Genomic DNA, 19,784 nt, shown 5'->3' with positions numbered 1-19,784 from the left:
CGGAGAGAGACATGGCTGAACGCCTGAATAATGACTTTCAATTTCTGGATGTAGCACGCCAAGATCCAGAGAAAAAAGATATTAATGTCCGCAAAGCAGAGTTTGTGGAAATTTATAAACCTTTTACAGCGGAAGTTGCAGCAAACCAAACCCACCGTTGTTTAGGCTGTGGTAACCCGTATTGTGAATGGAAATGTCCCGTACATAACTATATTCCAAACTGGTTAAAATTGATTGCAGAAGGACGTATTTTCCAAGCAGCTGAGCTTTGCCATCAAACCAACACTTTACCTGAAGTATGTGGTCGGGTATGTCCACAAGACCGTTTATGTGAGGGTGCTTGTACCCTGAATGATGGTTTTGGTGCTGTGACCATTGGTAATGCAGAAAAATATATCAACGATACCGCCTTTGCTTTGGGCTGGCGTCCAGATATGTCATCGGTAAAATGGACCAACAAAAAAGTTGCCATTATTGGTGCAGGTCCTGCAGGTTTAGGTTGTGCAGATATTTTAGTCCGTAATGGAGTAAAACCTGTTGTATTTGACAAGCGTCCTGAAATTGGTGGATTGCTTACATTTGGTATTCCAGAATTTAAAATGGAAAAAGATGTGATGAAACGCCGCCGTGAAATTTTCACAGGCATGGGTGTTGAATTCCGCTTAAATACTGAAATTGGTACAGATATCACCATCGATCAATTGCTTGCAGACTATGATGCTGTATTCATGGGTATGGGAACCTATACCTATATGAAAGGCGGCTTTGCAGGTGAAGATTTTGATGGTGTTTATGATGCATTAGATTTCTTGATTGCAAATGTTAACCGTACACAAGGCTGGGAAAAAGATCCATCTGAATACATCAGTGTTCAGGGCAAAAAAGTCATCGTTTTAGGCGGTGGTGATACTGCAATGGACTGTAACCGTACTTCAATCCGTCAGGGTGCAGAGTCAGTAACTTGTGCTTACCGTCGTGATGAAGAAAATATGCCAGGTTCACGTCGTGAAGTGAAGAATGCGCGTGAAGAAGGGGTGGACTTCCAGTTCAACCGTCAGCCAATCGAAATCGTCGGTGAAAACGGTAAAGTGACGGGTGTAAAAGTTGTGACTACTCAGCTGGGTGACCCAGATAGCCGTGGTCGTCGTAGTCCTGAGCCGATTCCAGGCTCTGAAGAAGTTTTACCTGCAGATGCGGTATTACTGGCTTTTGGTTTCCGTACCAGCCCAGCAGAATGGTTTGCAGGTGCAAATATTGGGCTAGATGGTTCTGGTCGAGTCATTGCTGCTGAAAAACAACAATTTAAATTCCAGACCTCTAACCCAAAAATCTTTGCGGGCGGAGATATGGTCCGTGGTTCTGATTTGGTGGTGACTGCAATCTGGGAAGGCCGTGAAGCTGCTGAAGGAATTTTGGATTATCTTGATGTTTAATTTTAGACATTAAATAATATCTATTTTAGAGCCCGCAGTCATGCGGGCTTTTTAATGCAGCAAACTCAAAAATTTAATCTGTACGAATTGCTTGCAGATAATGATTTAACTTTAAACTATGTTGTTTTGCTCGAGTTCTGATTTCAGCATGTGTATGTCCTAAAACAGTTGAAATATCATATAAGAACACGGGTTTTAAATATTCCATTCCGGTATAAAGTGCTGATTTTTGAATTGGAGATAAAAAGCCCTCCAATAATGAATGTTGTTGTTCCGTATTAAAATTCTGCTCAGGTTGACCAATGGTCATACTCAGCAACAGCTTTTTATGTTTAAGCTTGTCTCCTTTGGAACCATAGGCGAATTGATAGGTAAATACCTGTTCAAACCAAATTTTTAAAATGGCAGGTATACTGAACCAGTACATAGGGCATTGTAAAATGATCAGCTCATGTCTTAATAGTGCACTTTGCTCTGCCGCAATATCGATTTGATAATCTGGATATAAATCATGAATATGGCGAATTTCTAAATCAGTTTGAGTGCTTGATAATTCATCGACAATGGTTTTATTTGCGACAGATTCAGTAAAACTGGGATGCGCTAAAATCAGTAATGCCATCTTGGTTTTTCCCACTATAAAAATTATAGTGAATATAAATATTATAGTTTTTATGTACAATAACTATCCATTTTGATAGCTGGCAGAAAAATGAATATTGAGCAAAACACTTGTGAAGTGACGTTTCACGATAAGACTTATCATTGCCCGATTAGTATGGTGATGGATTTAATCGGTGGGAAATGGAAAACCGTGATTCTTTATTATCTAAAGGAGGAGTCAAAACGCTTTAATCAACTTAAGCGTGATATGCCAGATATCACAGAAATGACCTTAAGTTTGCAACTCAAGCAATTGGAAAAGAATGGTTTTATTTCCAGAACCGTATTTGGTGACAAGCCTCCAGTCAAAGTGGTGTATGAGTTAACTGCATTTGGTCAAACATTTATTCCTGTATTAGACGCTTTATCTACTTGGGCACATGGTTTTTCAGCGCAAAACTGATTCAAAGTGATGGCGTTGAAAGAAGCAGTTTTAAGGCTTAAATCAGTTATGGAAAAGCGATGAAAAGTGCAATTTAGCAATAAAATTTGCCAATCACACTAAAGCAATAGTTTGTTTTTTTAATACAAAAAAAGTTCCTAGACGAATTCTGTTTGTTTGGGTTCTATAAAACCCATGCTTTTTTTGTTGAATGTTTATATGACGTTGCAAGCATAAATATTTATAAATTGAGTTCTAATTTTGAATGGATCCTATGTGATTGTTTTAAAAATTAAAACACAACTCAACCTGATCAAAAAATGTCATTTAAGTCAATAAAAGCATGCTTATAAATCTCAATTTTAGGCTTTGTGTAAACGATAAAGCACTTTTTTGTGAAGATAAGAAATATATTTATTTTTAATAAGTTTAATTTTATCAATATCTTATATTTTTAATTTTTTTGGATTTTCAATTGAGCCATGTGTTTTTTTGAAAATGATATTTTAGGTCAACTGTGTGGATGATTCTGCAATATACAAATATTGAGATTGTGCCAATATAGCTTAAATTCAGACAAATGTAGGATTATCCTTATGTCAACAGTTCAAGCGACGGCAGAAAAATCATATTTAAATCGTCCTAAAGCTATTGGTATTAAAGTCCGTAAACCAAGCTTTAACCCAAAAGCAATTCGCAGACATTTTTTTGCCAATTCTCCTGTGATGTCACATTTATTGACTGCGCTTTCTTCAACATTTCCAATTGGTGAGCAGTTCTTTGTACATAGTGTGCGTAATGTACGTGACAAAATCACGGATGAAAAATTGCAAGCGCAAATTGCAGCATTTATTGGTCAAGAGGCCATGCACTCCAAAGCCCATACTGAATTCAATGATGCATGGCGCCGTGATGATTATAACTTAGACAGTTTTCAAGCATGGTTAGCACGTCGAGATGCACTAATTAAAAGTGTACATCCAAAATTACAACTCGCTGTTACCGCAGCTTTTGAGCATTTTACTGCATTATTGGGTGGCTATATTCTTCGTCATCCTGAAGTTTTAAGCACTCTGGATGATGATGCGGTTAAACTTTGGGTATGGCATGCAATCGAAGAAATTGAGCATCGTGCAGTGGCATTTGATGTATATCAGGCGATTTATAAAGATGATCGGACGCGTCGTACAGTGATGCGTAATGTGACTACGGGTTTTGCAAGTTTAACGTTTTATTCGGCTACCCGTTTGTTTATGCAAGACTGGAGAAAAAGTTTACCTAAGGTGCCACAAAATATCTTTGGGGTATATATGATTTCTAAAATGTTGATTTCATTGATTCCTGAATATTTATCTTATTACAAATCTGACTTTCATCCGGATGAAATTGATTATTCGAAGATTGTGGCGTACTGGAAAGAAAAGCTGGCAGATGATTATGGAATGGAAAGTTTCCAAGAAGAAGTGCACCTGCCGTTATATAGTTAAGACAATGCTTTAGATCAAAGGGCTAATCTATATGATTGGCTCTTTTAGTTTTCTTGCTGACGTTGATGGATACTTTCTAAAGTATCGACCATAGTGCGGGTCATTTGGTCAATTTCATAATTGAGTTTGCCACCAATTTGGACATGTTTAAATGTCGTCAAACGTAAGGTTTCTGGGATTAAATCCACTGAAATTTCATTGGTTTTTCGATCCACACGATTGACTGTTAAACTACAACCTTGCAGTCCAATAAAGCCTTTTTTAAAGAAGTATTTGATATTGTCATCTGGAATAACGATATCAATGTGTAGTGTTTCACCGGTATGAACCACATCTTTAATGGTTGCCATACCTTCGATATGCCCAAAAATATTATGCCCACCGTTTTCCATGCCAGCTTTGATGGATCTTTCAATATTGACTTCATCACCAATTTTTAAAAATTGTAATGTGGTGAGAGAAGTGGTCAATGCTGAAACATCAAATGAGGCTATATTTGCAATAGTATCAAAACTTGTTGCGGTTAGGCATGTACCATCGATTGCGACACTGGCGCCAATAAAAACATCATTTAAAAAGCCATTTTCATTGGAAATATAAAGGGTTGTAAAATTATTACCTTGTTGGATGTTTACAATTTTTTCTAAGCCTTGAACGATACCTGTATACATCGCTGATCTCTTTTATTTAGCTGATTTTTATTGTACAGATTTCATTGAAGAGGACTAGGGCTGAATTTTAGATTTATGTTGTATAGAAGAGTCTAACATCATACTTAGATGATTTTTTAAAAGAGAATGAATATAGCAGTAAGGTTTGCCAAAGCTTATTTTATAGGGAAAAGTTTAAACCCATTGATTATAGTTTGATGATAATGTATTTCAGACGATCTAAGCTTGATTATGGCTTAAATTGGACTAAGTCAGTATGTACCTAGACTCAGTCCAATTTAATTTAGCCAACCAATCAACCAGTCAACAATCAGTCAGAAAATGAATTAAATCTTATCTTTAAACTGTTTTATGATCTTTTGACGTTGCCATGGTAAAGGACGATTAATTGCTTCAGGTACATCACCAGACGTTGAACGCAGACGTAAATGAATTGCTGCCTGAGCAATCAAGTTTGCAGATACTGGGGCTGTAATAAAGGCAAGCAGTGTGATCAATAACTCTGCAAAACCTAAACGACTGTTAAATGCTGCGTAAATCATTCCCGCGATTAAAAAGCTGCCTAAACCCAAGGTACTGGATTTTGTCGGTGCATGTAGACGCATAAATAAGTCTGGTAATTTGACCATACCTATGCCACCCACCAAAGTAAAAAACGCACCAACAATCAAGAAGAATGAAACGATGATTTCCATGACAATTTGCATATTATTTTCCATGTACTTTCTCCTTAATCAACCACATGACCCGTTGTAAAATAACGAGCCAGTGCAGCAGTTGAAACAAAGCCCAGCATTGCAACCAATAATGCGCCTTCAAACATTGAGGTACTTGCCCAATAAATGCCAAGAATGACAACTAAGCAGGTTGCATTTAAAAACAATGTATCCAGTGCCAATAATCGATCTACGATAGAAGGGCCCATCACCAAACGGACCAAACATAACAACATGGAGATGGTCACTGCGAGCAGGCAAATACCAAGTGCATAAGGTAAAATACTCATGAACGTGCTCCTCGTTGCAGGTCAAAAATTTCGATTAAAGGAACTTCATAGCGGGTTTTAATGGCTTGAATTTCTGCATCTACATCATCACAACTGAGTGCATGAACCAAAATATCGCCACGTTCTTGATCAATTCCAGCACTGACTGTACCTGGTGTGGTGGTAATGATCATCGCCAGTAAAGTATTGACATGTTCATGGTCAGTTTCCAATGGAACTCGAAACCATTTTGGGGTGAGATTTTTGGTTGGGCCTAAGACTTGTTTAGCAACTTTAATATTGCTGACGATGATGTCCCATAGCACCACAAAAAATAATTGAATGGCGCTTTTCCAATGAATATTGGGTGTATGAATGATAAAGGGTTGAATCAGTTTAGGAATGATTAATCCCAAACTGATTGCCACAACAAAATCAAAGCTTTCAGCACTATGGTTCAACATAAGCCAACTCATTGCCACAATCACCGACACAAAAGGATGCGGTAAAATACGAGCGAATAATGATTTATTTTGCATTTATTGCTCCATAGGCTTGAGTTGAGCATTTTCAACATGTTGTTGCTGTTCTTGCCCCTGAATTTGGCGTTGCTTAAATTCAGAGATATGTTCGCCTTTTAGGGTTTCTGGGCTAATGATATAGGGAATATAGTGTGCATTTGGATCAACCATTTCACCATTGTATTTTGTTTCAGGTACATAGTGCGGATCGAAAGGTTGTACACTGATAGTTTCACCATGCCCATCCAATTTTAAAATACGCTGTTGATAAAGTGATGCATCAGAAACTTGCAGCGCTGTTTTTTCAACATAATTTAAAATTGGAGCAGCACAAACGACATAGACAATCAGTCCTACCAATAGCAGGTAAACGCTTTTGTCATTGCGTGCAGGAGCTTGCTCGGGTAAGTCCTGATAGGCTATATAAGCCTCTTCTTTCGGGTTGTCCTCAGGTGTCGTCGCTCGCCAAAACAGGATAAATCCGACTCGTGTAAATGCCAGAATACTTAAAAAACTCACAATCAAGATAATCGCAATAATCCAGCCTTGTGCAGCCAAGTTTGCAGTTGCCTGTAAGATTAAGACTTTGCCTAAAAAACCACTAAATGGCGGCAAACCTGCCATCATCAAAGCAATAAGAAAGAACGTCATGGCAATGACTTTGTCTTGCTTCATCTTTGGTGCGACTTTGAGATGATCTTTCATTGCACCACGTTGTGAGGTAATCCAGCCACAGAGCAAATAGAACGAAGCGGCTATGATGGTACTGTGAACGAGGTAGTACAACCCAGCAGCCCATGCTGGTGTGTTAAACATGGCAATGGCAACTAAAATCGTTCCGACTGAGGATAACACCATAAAGCCAACGAAGCGGCGTAAGCGTTCAGCTGCGAGTGCACCGATCACACCATATAATGATGTGATTAAACCAATTGGCAATAAGTAGTTGCTAAAGATCGTTTGTCCAAGCTGATCATTAAAGACAGTACCATTGACCCGTAAAATTGCATACACACCGACTTTGGTCATGATGGTGAAAATAGCAGCAACAGGTGTCGCGGCAACAGCATAGGTTTTTGGCAACCAGAAACCCACAGGTAACATGGCTGCTTTGATACCAAATACAACAAATAGAAGCAAACCACCTGCTATAGCAAGTCGATGTTGATCGTTTTCCAAGGTCGGTAATAAACGGCCGACATCGGCCATATTCAAACTGCCCACACTGCCATAAATCATACCTAAACCGATGAGGAATAGGGCAGAAGCCAGTAAGTTGATGGTGACGTAGTGAATGCCTAATTGGAAACGGGCTTTGCCTTGACCATGTAACAGCAAGACATAAGACGCCATCAGTAATATTTCAAAGAATACAAACAGGTTAAATAAGTCACCTGTTAAGAATGCACCAGTCAGACCCATTAAAAGAAGATGGAACATGGCATGAAAATAACGCCCACGTTCATCCCATTCTTTGCTGGCAAACCACAATACAGGCGCGGCAAGTGTATAGGTGAGAACCAGCATTAATGCGGATAAACGATCCAGTACCAAGACAATCCCAAATGGTGCAGACCATTCAGCAAGTTGATAAACAAAGATTTTCCCTGTATTGGCTTGAATCAAGTAAGCAATCGCAGTGGCGAGTCCAAGCATAACCGAGATTAAGCTAATGCCACGGCGCCAAGGTTGTCGCCAATCATGTTTTAAAGCGCCTGAACCAGGATTGCCTAATAAAATCAGCATAAAGCCTGTAAATGCAGGAATTAAAATACTCAGGATTGGAGAATGAGCATACCAAAAATCTAAAAAGCTGGTCATTATGGCTCATCCTCACGTGGGTCAAAATTACTCGGTTCCTCTTTGGTGTCTACATGGTCTGTCCCAGACTCATAACGACTGCGTAATGCCAATTGAACGATAAAAGCAGTCGTTGCAAAGCCAATGACAATTGCGGTTAGCACTAAAGCTTGAGGCAAAGGGTCAGTGACTTTGCTGGCTTGGGTTAAAATCGCAGGTGAACTGATTTGTATTCTTCCCATCGAAAACAGGAAGATATTGACTGCATAGCCAATCATGGCTAATCCAAGAACGACTGGAAAGGTACGTGCACGAAGAATCAGATAAATTCCTGAGGCAACCAATAATCCAATCGCAGATGCAATTAAAAATTCTAAACTGATCATGCATTACTCCTTGGGTACTGGACCAGACATGCTTGAATGTCTAGAGTCGCCTAAAACAGAAATGAGTAACATTGCTGCACCAACAACCGTGACGTATACGCCAAGGTCAAATCCGGCAGCAGAGGCCAGATGGAATTTGCCAAACAGCCCTGATTCCACATAAACATGTGCGCTGGTGAGAAATGGACGTGCCCAGAACCATGAAGCCAGACCTGAAAGCCCAGCAATGATCAGCCCTAAACCAATCCAGATTTCGTATAAACGACCAGATTGAGCACGCAGCATTTTTTCAGCCTGATCTTGTCCAATCGCGATATATTGAATCACCAATGCCATAGAAGTAATTAAGCCTGCAATAAAGCCACCACCTGGATAATTATGTCCTCGTAGGAAAATATACAGACTTACCACAAGTGCGATCGGCAGTACCCATGAAGCTGTCATACGGAACATCAGCGGCGATGGATTGAAACGATAGCTCAGACCTTGAGTGATCGTGGTACCATGTGCACGCATCCCATCCATCATGCACAGCGCACCAATGGCTGCAATGCCCAATACGGCAATTTCACCAAAGGTATCGAAACCACGGAAATCAACCAGAATGACATTGACAATGTTTGAGCCACCGCCTAACGGAATCGACTGCTGAACAAAGAACCATGAAATCGAATTATGATCACGTGTCATGATTAACCAAGTAATCCAACCAATACCAATACCGCCACCAATTGCAATGACTGCATCACGCCAACGACGGGTTTGGCTGGACTCATAAGGGGTTAATTGAGGAAGCAGTGATAAACTCATCAACAACAGCACTGTTGTGACAACATCCACAGTAATTTGTGTCAGTGCTAAGTCTGGCGCAGAGAGTGTGATGAAAATCATTGTCACGACCAAACCAATTGCACCACTAATCAGAACTGCTTTGATACGTTCATGGTGAAACCACAGCATCATCCAGCAGGCGGAGAACAATAACAGCCATAACACGATTGCAGTAAAGGGTGCATGTGTGAGTTCACGTGTTCCTGTAGTTAAATTTTGGTTGATCAATGGCGTGGCAACCACGGCAATACTTAAGGCCAAAATCCACAATAAATAATTTTGTAATGAGCCAGTTTCAGTTTTTTTCTTAATTTTGCGTGAAATCAGCAGGAGATTTTTAAGGAAATCTTCAAATAATAATTTGCCTTGGAAACGGCCTAAGTGTGGATCAAGATCAATTTCACGAATTCGCCCACCTTTGGCCAATGCGAAATAAAAAATCACACCACCAATTAAGGCAATTGCACTCATCAGTAACGGTAAATTAAAACCATGCCAGATGGCTAAATGAACCCCTTCAAAACTGGCAATTTGTGTTGATGCGCGTGTTCCGGCATTGACAATATTTTCAACCAGCAGCGCAGGAATGATACCGACTAAAATACATAAAGTTGCCAATATGATTGCTGGGACTCGCATACCCATTGGTGGCTCATGGGCATTTTTATTGGGAACGTGACGACCCACATCACCATCAAAAAATACACCATGTATCAAGCGAACCGAGTAAGCAACCGCAAATAAACCTGCCAATGTCGCAACAATCGCTGCCAACACAACATAGCCACCAGATAAGTTTGCCAACAGCTCAGTAAAGAACATTTCTTTCGAGATAAAGCCATTGGTCAAAGGTACACCCGCCATACTTGCAGCGGTAATCATGGTTAATGTTGCTGTAAATGGAAGAAGTTGCCAAAGCCCACTTAACTTTCTTAAATCCCGTGTACCAGATTCATGGTCAATAATCCCAGCGAGCATAAATAATGCCGCTTTAAAGGTTGCATGATTGATAATATGGAAAACTGCAGCAGCCACGGCTAAAGGTGAGCCTATACCCAAAAGGCACATGATCAAGCCTAAATGACTGATGGTTGAATAGGCCAGTAAACCTTTTAAATCTTCTTTAAATATGGCAAAAAATGCCGCCATACATAAGGTCAGCAGACCAATTGTGGTGACAAGATTATGGAACAGTGCCGAGCCAACAAAGATTGGCAATAAGCGCGCAACCAGAAAAATCCCTGCTTTTACCATAGTTGCTGAATGCAGATAGGCTGAGACAGGGGTTGGCGCTGCCATGGCATTGGGCAGCCAAAAATGGAAGGGAAATTGCGCACTTTTAGTAAACGCACCCAATAAAATCAACAATAAAGCGGGAACAAATAAACCACTATTTTGAATTGTACTCGCCATCATGGTGAGTTGGTCAATTTGATAGGTTCCTGCGATTTGACCAATCAGAATAAATCCACCCAGCATGGCTAAGCCACCCATACCAGTGATGGTCAGTGCCATCCGTGCACCACGTTGCGCGGCGTCGTAGTTACTCCAATAGCCTACTAACAAGAACGATGAAATACTGGTTAGTTCCCAAAAAACCAATAAAATAATTAAGTTATTCGACAAGGAAATACCCAGCATTGCGGCCATAAACAGCATCAACAATGCATAGAGCTTACTCAGCGAATTTTTCGGGTTTAGATAATAATAGGCATAGATATAAATCAGTGTGCCAATCCCCGTGATCAGCAATGAAAAAATTAAACTTAAAGCATCTAATCGGAAACTAAAATCAATACCAATTTGAGGTAGCCATTGCCACTGCTCTAAAACGGCTTGTCCACTTAATACTGTTTTCGCTTGAGTCAGCAGCAGGATAAAACTGCTTAAACTGACCCCGATTGCCCCTAAGGCTGTTACCCCGCGAGAGAATTGCTTCAGCCACAGAACAACGATAGTGCCAAGTATTAATGGTAAAAGAATAATAATCGGAAGCACACGCGTATCCATTGTCGTGAATAGGTCGTGAAACCTATGTGAATCTTATCTTTCAAGGATTTGAGGAATGCAAGGAACAGTCCAATAACTTAAATCTTGAAAGCCGAATTAAATTAGTAATTAAAAAATGAGTTGTGTTGCGCAACTTGAGAAAGCGATTAGAAAATCAATTTGCATTGAAAAATCTAATTTAAATTGATTTTTTCATCTTATTACATGAGTAGAATAACATCAATTTATTTTGTCGTTTTTTACGCAAACATTTGTAATTATACGCTTCATATGACTTTTTGCTGCTTGAAAATCATGCGGTAACCATCAATCTAGTGCGTTTGGAATTTTATAGAACAATGAATATGAATGTGAATATATTCATGATTTGAGAATGGAGTATAAAAGACAGTGTCATACGATTGATGATCATTCACTGTCTGCTATTGACGGGTGTAGGCTGAGGTATTTCTATAATAAGAACTTATGTGACGTTTGGTCATCACCAGACTGCATTAAACGTTTTAATTCGGTCTTTTGTTCTTCACTGAGGTGTTTAAACTGCTCAAAAAGCTGTTGAACATTTACTGGTAGATTGGGTTCGGGTTCAAGCAAATCCTGTTCAGCGCTTTTGGGAACTTCTTTGAGCAAGTTTGCATAAATATCTTGGTATTCTTGCCATACTTTATTGTTCTGAATTTCATAAAGCTTTTTATTGTCCAGTTTAAAACATTGATATTCGTCGGCTTGCTCAAGCAGCTCTTCATGACTGGCTGTAGCAATGATCTGTAAACGAGGAAAGGCCTGATTTAAACGATCGAGAATTAACTGTAGGCCAAATTGGTCTAAATCAACATCAATTTGATCAATCAGTAAGATGCCTTCACCTTCTTTACAAGGATAAAGGCTTAAAGGATTGAGTATGCACATACGACGCACCAAATCACCGACCAAGGCCAGCCAATTTTTGACTGTATTCGACAGTTGTGAGTAAGTCAGACTTTGATTTTTATAAGTGACCATCAGTTGTAATTTGGGCTGATACTCTAAATAGAGATCTGTGACTTCAGGAAGGACGATACTCAAGCTTTGCTTTAAGGCTTTTAAGCTGGGGGCATGTAATTGAGCACGGGCTTGAAATAAAATACTTTGAAAATTCTCATCACTTTGATTTGACGATTCTTTTTGCGCTAACACACTTTGAAAAAGTTGCGCGATTTGTGCATTTTCGATATCACTGATTTCGCGAAACCATTCGAAAAATCGTGCAAAGGTAGTATATGGAATTGGCACTAATTCATAGGCATTGTGCGCTTGTAAAATAATAGGATTATTTTTATTGAGAATATTCACTTCATTTACAAATCGTTCAGCAGGGTAGTAGGCAATTAAAGGTAAGCCTTGTACAGGATCTTTTTTGAGCACCAGATTATAACGTTCTACCAATTGTTCGAGTTGTACTAAGTCAACTTTACTGATGCCGACACCAGAACTATTTAAGGTTTTATATAATTGCCAATGACAACTTTGCGGATCTTGTTCTGCTGTTGCTGTGCTTTCTACGAGTTGACCAAACTCTATTGGGAAACTGATTTTAACATCTATTTTGGATTGCACTCGATCTTGCATAATGTCTTGGTCAAGCATCACCACACCAGGTGTGCGCAAATCTTTTAGACGTGCAGGAAACCAAGTCAAAGCTTGGTAAATATTTTTAATAATTGCCGTTTTTCCACTGGCTTGTTCGCCAACAATTAAACTGATTGGTTTGTTTTTATAATTAAAGTCTATTTTTAAATCAGCAAAATGGTATGTATGGCGAAAATGAATTGCTGCTAGTTTCATAGGATACCTGAACATTGACGGACAGCATAAAAGCTGTTGATATTTTCACCTTGCGATTTTTTCGCTAATACAGATGAACTGCTCAAAACCCTTATGCTGTTGCTTTATTTTTAAATGGCGCTTTTACTTTCAATTGTTGCACGAGATCATAGATGTGATGAATATTTAAGCTAACCTTCGCCCGTGTACAGGCAACATATAACAGTCTTAATTCTTCATCGCTGATTTTATGTTCTAAACCGTTTATTTTAAATTGGTAATCATCTTCGATATGTACACGATTCCATTCTAGCCCTTTGGCCTTATGTGCAGTTGAAATCACATAATCAGCTTGCTCTATTGGGGTTATTTTAGCAAGTGCTTTTTTGAGTGGTTCCGTACCGTGATCGTCAACCAATTTGACTAAGGGTTTGATATCACTACCGTCATTGGTTTCACAGTATTCATGTACATCATGCCAAGAGTTAAACCAAGCCAGTTCAGGCACATCCACAACACGTTTGCCTTGTTTAAGCAAACTTGCCGCATCAACAAAACGGTTGAGTTTTGCATGATCGGCTTGTAGTCCAACCTTATCGCCTTGCACGAGACCAGAAAGAAGCAACTCCATCGCACGTGCATTGGTACGACATAAAATCGCATCACGCATTTTAGTATGTGGTTTATTGACCACACTCGATTTCATTTCAGGATTGCCCAATAAAGGCACAGTTTCATCCAATGCACCGAGCAAATGATTGGCCACATCTGCAATCGCATCACCAAAACGGAATGAAGTGGTTAAACGAGATTCAGGGAGTGGCATTTGTTGCATGGCATTGACCGCACCACGCCATGCATAAATTTGTTGATGGGCATCACCGACATAAATCACTTGGGTATTACGCTGACGCAATAAAATACCAAGCATTAATGGATCAGCATCTTGTGCTTCATCAAAGAGTACATAATCTGCTGGAATAAATGGATCTGATAATGCCCAGAGTTTTAAATAAATATCATGACCTATGCCTGCTTGATGATTGGTATCAATCGACTCTAACCAACGTCTTTCTACTGCAGGGTAAAGATGTTTTTGTAAAGACTCAATATCATCTGCATGCAGCCAACTCGGTGCTTGGATATGACGTGGTGCTGGATATTGTGAGCTGGTCGAGCAGAAATAGCTTACAGCATTGGCAACTAAACTCGCCAAACGACTGGGCATTAGCACATACTTTTCATAACGCCCGCCCATTAAACGTCTAAGCGTAATTGGTTCGAGACGATACTCTTTGGCAATAAAACTGGGACTTAAACGTGGTAGACGTAATTTATCGGTGACTCCACGCGACACACTACGAAACGCCAAAGAGTGGAAGGTTCGGCAATCTACATTTTGATGAAATTTATTCTGTGCTTCAGTGGCAATTGCCTTATTAAAGGCCAAATACATCCCACGGCGCTCCGTCATCGCATCACTGATTAACTGCAAAGTCGTGGTTTTACCTGTGCCAGCATAGGCAATCACTTTAAATGATTGTCCTTTTTTCGCTTCTGCGATTGCAAAGCTTTGCTCAGATGTGGGTGTAAAAGAATAAGGCACAGTATTTATAAAATCTTATTAGCTTGAAAATTCAATATGGGACAGAGTATAGCAAAAATTGCTCAGCACTAGGGTGAAATCTAACAAGATGTTATTTAAACGACTGTGCTAAGAATCTGCTGGGCCGTATCCTGATCATTTTTATCATAATATGAGGTATTGGGGTGTTTGTCTTTAAAATGACTTAAAAGTGAAACTAGATTGTCATAACTGCTTTCTAAACTGAGCACGGGAAAATTCTAAAACATATTCGGATAAAGTTATGACAAATTCAGCCAGCCGACACACACGCCGTGAAGTGCTTACTTGGTTAGCCAGCATTCCATTTCTTCCACTTGGGGCAATGGCAACTTCAGCCACACTTGCAGGTTGTAATGATGATGATAAAAATACTGCAGTTAAACCACCGATCAATCCAGCTAAATTAAAATCTGCAACATTTATACCAATGGATGCACCGACAGTTGTTGCAGCAATGGCTACTACAACATGTACTTCAAAACTTTCGATTAATTGGGATGATGGTAGCTCAACTACTTATCAACTGGGATATAAGCCATTCTTCTTAACAGGTACTGAAGTTCCAGATGGTAAAGGTGGTAAAGTTATAGCAGGTGGTTATTATGATATTAAAAACCAACCTATTATCGATAGATCTGTAGCAGGCAAAGAGCGCCAATTTTTCTCTGACTGTCCAGATGGTAGTTCTCTAATCAGTTTTAAACAAGCAACTGGCAAAGACTTTACCGATGCCGATAAAAAAGCTTTGGGTGTAACAGGAAATCCAGTATTCCATGTGGTTCAATTTGAATACCTTACTAAAGATCAAGCAGGCGGAGATACTTATGGTAAGTTGTCATCACCAATTGCAGTCCTTACTCTAGATCAAGATCCTAAAACAGGTCATTTAACTTTAATTAAATACCACAATGTAGATACGTCTAGTGCACATGGTCTATGGATTACGTGTGGTGCGAGTTTATCACCTTGGGGAACACATCTTTCAAGTGAAGAATACGAGCCAGATGCATTTAATCAGGGATTAGGTCAATCAGCAGCGACACTTAAAGCATTCAGTAAAAATATATATGGTGATGAGACCTCTGCAAATCCATATAACTATGGGCATTTGCCTGAAATTACAGTAAAAGCTGATGGTACAGGTTCAGTGAAAAAGCATTACTGCCTAGGTCGTATTTCACATGAGTTGGTACAAGTATTTGCGGATAATCGTACAGTACTTATGGGTGATGACTATACCAATGGTGGTTTGTTTATGTTTGTTGCAGATAAGGAAAAAGATTTATCTGCGGGAACACTGTATGTTGCAAAATACACAACGCAATTAACCGATACAACATCGGGTAAAATTTCTTGGATTAAACTCGGTCACGCAACCAGTGCAGAGATTGAAAACTTGATTAAAAGTGGTATTAAATCCACTGATATTTTTGATTCAAAATTACAGATTGCAAAATATCCAACAGATGCTACGGCTGATGAAAAACAAGCAATTGATGCTTCAAAACCAACTGCTGACCAAAAATTATTGGCAGATGCAGCAAAAGCCCGTTTGAAAACGCAACAGACCAACCAAAAAGCAGAATTGGAAGCTCAAGGTTTTAAATTTACTTATTTAAGTAAAACAGGTGTTTATCTGAAATTGAAAGATAACTCTGATAAAACTAAACTTGCAGCAGCATTCCTTGAAACACATCGCTATGCTGCTTTTGTTGGTGCATCGATGGCATTGACGAAAAATGAAGGAACAACAGTAAATACCACAGATAAAAAAGCTTACTCTGCTTTAGCAAACATTGTTGACTCAATGGTTGAAGGCGGTAGTGGTTATCTTGCTGAGCACAATGTGAAGTTTCCTAAAATTACCGCTGGTGGTATTTTAGAGCATAAATTGTCTGGCGGACAAATCGACAGCACAAATGTAGCAATTAATAGTGAATGGGTTCCAAGTGAATCAAGCGTATTGCTTAAAGGAAAAGACATCAGTTTTGATAGTTTCGGGAATACTGCAGATCCATCACAAATTGCTAGTCCTGATAACTTGAAGTTCTCTGAAAAGTTACGCGTGTTATTTATTGGTGAAGACTCAGGTAATCATTTGAATAATTACTTGTGGGCTTATAATGTAGATACGAAGAAATTGGATCGTGTTTTATCTGCACCAGCAGGTGCGGAATCAACAGGTTTACATGCTGTTGATGAAGTAAATGGCTGGACATATATCATGAGTAACTTCCAGCATCCAGGTGATGAATGGTATCGCTTCTATAAAGATAATGAAGATGGTTCACGTAACGGTTTAAGTAAAGACATGCTTGCTCAACTTGATGCAGCGATTAACACCAACTATAACAACAAGTTCGCAGCGGCTGTTGGTTATATTACGGCTGACCCAATTGCACCTTCGGTTGAGAAAAAATCTTCTTAATTTCGATTTTGAATAAAAAAGCAGCGATATTTCGCTGCTTTTTTTATAAATCCCAAATTAATGATCTCGATTGGCTTTTTCAACTAAGCCAGAAAGCCCTTGACGGCGTGCAAGCTCGTTAAGTACCAATTGCACATCCAACTCAAAATAACCAAGCATCACAATGGTATGGAACCATAAATCTGCAACTTCATAGATCAGATCATTTTTATGATCGTCACACGCTTCAGATTTAAAATCTTTTGCGGCAATGATGGTTTCAATACTTTCTTCACCAATTTTCTCTAAGATTTTATTTAAACCTTTGTGGTAAAGCTTTGCCACATAAGAAGAATCTGGATCAGCTGCTTTACGTTCAGCCATCATTTTGCCTAAATAACCCAAGACTTCGACTTGTTCAGCCTGCGCATTGGAGCTATTCATGGCAATAGTATGTGGATTCGATGAAGGTTTTTCACCGTATATTGCATTTGGATCTTTTAATTGTGCATCGACAATTTCCCAACCCGTTGCAGTGAGCTTGCGATAGAAGCAAGACTCTCGACCTGTATGGCAGGCGATTCCACCATGCTGTTCAATTTGTAAAACGATAACATCTGCATCACAGTCTAAACGGATTTCATAAACAGTTTGAAAATGGCCAGACTCTTCGCCTTTAAACCATAATTTATTTCGTGAACGAGAAAAGTAAACGCCCTGCATTTTTTCAGCAGTCAGTTGTAATGCTTCACGGTTCATCCATGCCACCATCAAAATACGACCAGTTTGATGATGTTGTGCAATAGCAGGAATAAGTCCTTGTTCGTTAAATTTTACTTCATCGAGCCATTGCAGATTGTTCATAGGATTTCACCAAGTTATAAAAAGAAAGAGCGCTACGTTGACATGGTAGCGGTTGCATAGTGTACGTTATTTCCAGCATTTTAGGAAAATATTGATTATGGATTGAGTCGAGATTAAAACGTTTGCTCATACTTTAAAATTACTGAATCAGCAACTTGAGTGCACATTATTTTTCCCTTGCCAAAGACGATCGAGCAATATCTTCATACTTCATTTGACTAAACATACCCGATTTTAATCCCGACACAGTGATTGCCATTTCTTTACGAAAATAAGGGATACGGTACATCCAAGAGAAGCTTAGATCCCGTAAACCACCTGCCCACCAAAGATCAGACTGGTATAGGGGCGTCAGTAAACGGCTTAAAAATTGATAGAATGCAGATGAGCTTTTACGATGTTGGTGATAGCACTGCCATAGCTTTGCATAATCGATCGTTTGATTGTTTCGGGCAACTTGAACTGCTTGTCCCAAAGCCCATGCATCTAAAAGCGCCATATTGGCACCTTGTCCAAGCTGTGGACTCATGGCATGTGCAGCGTCTCCGATGATACCGATACGTCCTTGACCAAATTTAGACAGCACCACATCACGATAATGGGCGGAAAGCCATTGTTGCTTCTCTTCAGGATTGGCGATCACTTGCTCTAACCATTCAGCAGCGGGCTTCCAGCGTTTGGATAGCGCTTTTAACCACTCAGCACGGGCTTGTTGATGAGGTAAAAAATTTCCAAGCTGATCGGTTGGAAGACTCCAGAAGATACTGGAAAGTCGTTGCTTGGGCTGAGAGGGAATTGCGCCTGTAGGTAAGATTCCCATCATGATCTTGGAGCGATCATAAAATTGGTGCAAAATTTGAGTATCAAGCTGCAAACATTCAGGCACAATGGTCCATTTCGCGCCCCAAGGGTAGGCTTGATCGATTTTAACCCATTCGATTGGTCTTAATTGGCTTCGCGCACCATTGGCAACAATAACGCTATCAAAGACTTTATCAAAAGATTCACCATTGATCCTACCCAAAACTTGGATTTCATCTGCTGATTCTTTAAGTTTTTCAATATCGGCATTCATGTGCCAAGTGATCAGTTCAGGAAATTCATGGCATTTGTTTTGCAAGACATGACATAGGCTTGCTCGATGAATGCCTAAACCATAAAAATCGGGATGGGCTTGGGCGTAATGGATATCTACCAGTTTAAAACCATTGGCGAGTTGTCCCTCTAAGCCTGTGACCATTGCACCGAGTTTAACCGCATCATCAAGCACACCTAAGTGCTCAAAAACTGCAAGTCCAGACGGTTGAAGCAATAAGCCTGCACCGACAGGTTCAAGCTCAGATACTTTCTCAAAAATAGTAACCTGAATATTTTGTTGTGCGAGTAAAATTGCTGCAGCAAGCCCTGCTGTTCCTGCACCGACGATGGCAAATTTTGGCGTTTTAGTTTGATTCATTATTAGAGTAAGTGCTTTGAATGATTTAAATTTAACAAAAAGCAGGGAATTAACAAGCAGTAATTTGAATCAAGCTCTTTATTTACTAGGGTCTGTTGACAATTCGTCTACGTTTGCGACGACGTGTGTTTTTTAGGCGATACTAGGCGCGAAATACGAAATTTAGTTATTCTAAATAAGTAGTTCGTAACGACGTAGCGGCAAAAAACACGCTAGTCCCGAAGGGTTGTGGCTAAAATTATCTCAGCACGTTATGAAACTCGAAAATAGTCTCGCTATTCTCTTCGTTTCCTGCTTTACGACGTATACGTCTCATGCTCAATTTTAACCTACAACCCAAACCATTTATGAAATGTCAACAGACCCTAATGGATCTTAGCCAAAAATCAACGCCTATAGACGAGGCCAGATACGGATTAAATTCAATGCAAAATACATGATTTAAAGCTTGAGCCATG

At 39.6% G+C, this 19,784-nt stretch carries 16 protein-coding genes; 4 read left to right on the top strand and 12 right to left on the bottom strand.

Translation table 11 applies throughout. The annotated features are described in order from the left end of the window. Positions 1 to 11 precede the first annotated feature (11 nt). The gene (locus tag AS4_RS19980; protein WP_004725441.1) at positions 12 to 1,433 is read left to right on the top strand and encodes an FAD-dependent oxidoreductase; all 1,422 of its coding nucleotides are present in this window, start codon (positions 12 to 14) and stop codon (positions 1,431 to 1,433) included. 73 nt (positions 1,434 to 1,506) lie between these two features. Here AS4_RS19980 and AS4_RS19975 read toward each other — a convergent pair whose 3' ends face one another. Then, entirely contained in the window at positions 1,507 to 2,055 is a 549-nt protein-coding gene (locus tag AS4_RS19975; RefSeq protein WP_096735278.1) for an NAD(P)H-dependent oxidoreductase, read from the bottom strand. Between the two features lie 90 nt (positions 2,056 to 2,145). On the opposite strand from AS4_RS19975, the gene AS4_RS19970 reads away from it, so the two are divergent. Beyond that, positions 2,146 to 2,499: a winged helix-turn-helix transcriptional regulator gene (locus tag AS4_RS19970; protein WP_096735277.1), complete on the top strand. Its 354-nt coding sequence runs from the start codon at positions 2,146 to 2,148 to the stop codon at positions 2,497 to 2,499. 575 nt (positions 2,500 to 3,074) lie between these two features. Then, positions 3,075 to 3,965 carry a metal-dependent hydrolase gene (locus AS4_RS19965; protein WP_004725446.1) on the top strand — a complete coding sequence of 297 codons (891 nt, stop codon included), beginning with the start codon at positions 3,075 to 3,077 and terminating at the stop codon, positions 3,963 to 3,965. A gap of 44 nt (positions 3,966 to 4,009) precedes the next feature. Here AS4_RS19965 and AS4_RS19960 read toward each other — a convergent pair whose 3' ends face one another. The 9 genes from AS4_RS19960 to AS4_RS19920 all read right to left on the bottom strand — a co-directional run bounded on the left by AS4_RS19960 (position 4,010) and on the right by AS4_RS19920 (position 14,578). After that, positions 4,010 to 4,636: a riboflavin synthase subunit alpha gene (locus tag AS4_RS19960; RefSeq protein ID WP_096735276.1), complete on the bottom strand. Its 627-nt coding sequence runs from the start codon at positions 4,634 to 4,636 to the stop codon at positions 4,010 to 4,012. Between the two features lie 326 nt (positions 4,637 to 4,962). Next, entirely contained in the window at positions 4,963 to 5,343 is a 381-nt protein-coding gene (locus tag AS4_RS19955; protein WP_034615073.1) for a Na+/H+ antiporter subunit G, read from the bottom strand. Between the two features lie 23 nt (positions 5,344 to 5,366). Then, on the bottom strand, positions 5,367 to 5,642 hold the full coding sequence (locus AS4_RS19950; protein WP_004816687.1) for a monovalent cation/H+ antiporter subunit F: 276 nt from the start codon (positions 5,640 to 5,642) through the stop codon (positions 5,367 to 5,369). Continuing rightward, positions 5,639 to 6,160 carry a Na+/H+ antiporter subunit E gene (locus AS4_RS19945; protein WP_004725454.1) on the bottom strand — a complete coding sequence of 174 codons (522 nt, stop codon included), beginning with the start codon at positions 6,158 to 6,160 and terminating at the stop codon, positions 5,639 to 5,641. The genes AS4_RS19950 and AS4_RS19945 overlap by 4 nt, the downstream gene beginning before the upstream one ends. Next, complete coding sequence (locus tag AS4_RS19940) at positions 6,161 to 7,963, bottom strand: monovalent cation/H+ antiporter subunit D (protein WP_096735275.1); 1,803 nt, start codon at positions 7,961 to 7,963, stop codon at positions 6,161 to 6,163. Further along, positions 7,963 to 8,328: a Na+/H+ antiporter subunit C gene (locus tag AS4_RS19935; protein WP_004725457.1), complete on the bottom strand. Its 366-nt coding sequence runs from the start codon at positions 8,326 to 8,328 to the stop codon at positions 7,963 to 7,965. The genes AS4_RS19940 and AS4_RS19935 overlap by 1 nt, the downstream gene beginning before the upstream one ends. A 3-nt stretch (positions 8,329 to 8,331) precedes the next feature. Beyond that, positions 8,332 to 11,169, bottom strand: coding sequence for a monovalent cation/H+ antiporter subunit A (locus tag AS4_RS19930; protein WP_096735274.1), 2,838 nt, complete (start codon positions 11,167 to 11,169; stop codon positions 8,332 to 8,334). Between the two features lie 450 nt (positions 11,170 to 11,619). Then, on the bottom strand, positions 11,620 to 12,993 hold the full coding sequence (locus tag AS4_RS19925; protein ID WP_096735273.1) for an ATP-binding protein: 1,374 nt from the start codon (positions 12,991 to 12,993) through the stop codon (positions 11,620 to 11,622). Positions 12,994 to 13,084: 91 nt separating this feature from the next. Then, a complete protein-coding gene (locus AS4_RS19920; RefSeq protein ID WP_004725463.1) occupies positions 13,085 to 14,578 on the bottom strand; it encodes a UvrD-helicase domain-containing protein in 1,494 nt (497 codons plus the stop codon). 262 nt (positions 14,579 to 14,840) lie between these two features. Between AS4_RS19920 and AS4_RS19915 the strand changes: the two genes are divergently transcribed. Beyond that, positions 14,841 to 17,027 carry a PhoX family protein gene (locus AS4_RS19915; RefSeq protein ID WP_004816697.1) on the top strand — a complete coding sequence of 729 codons (2,187 nt, stop codon included), beginning with the start codon at positions 14,841 to 14,843 and terminating at the stop codon, positions 17,025 to 17,027. A gap of 57 nt (positions 17,028 to 17,084) precedes the next feature. Here the strand turns inward: AS4_RS19915 and hisIE are convergent, their stop codons facing one another. Then, positions 17,085 to 17,870, bottom strand: coding sequence for a bifunctional phosphoribosyl-AMP cyclohydrolase/phosphoribosyl-ATP diphosphatase HisIE (gene hisIE / locus AS4_RS19910; protein ID WP_096735272.1), 786 nt, complete (start codon positions 17,868 to 17,870; stop codon positions 17,085 to 17,087). A 166-nt stretch (positions 17,871 to 18,036) separates the two neighbouring features. Then, on the bottom strand, positions 18,037 to 19,326 hold the full coding sequence (locus tag AS4_RS19905; protein WP_096735271.1) for an FAD-dependent oxidoreductase: 1,290 nt from the start codon (positions 19,324 to 19,326) through the stop codon (positions 18,037 to 18,039). Positions 19,327 to 19,784: the final 458 nt, after the last annotated feature.

The organism is Acinetobacter guillouiae (genome assembly GCF_002370525.2).
GTDB classification, from domain to species: Bacteria; Pseudomonadota; Gammaproteobacteria; order Pseudomonadales; family Moraxellaceae; genus Acinetobacter; species Acinetobacter guillouiae.
Note: the sequence above shows the minus strand (reverse complement) of the source record. Positions and strands in the feature narration are given on the sequence as shown.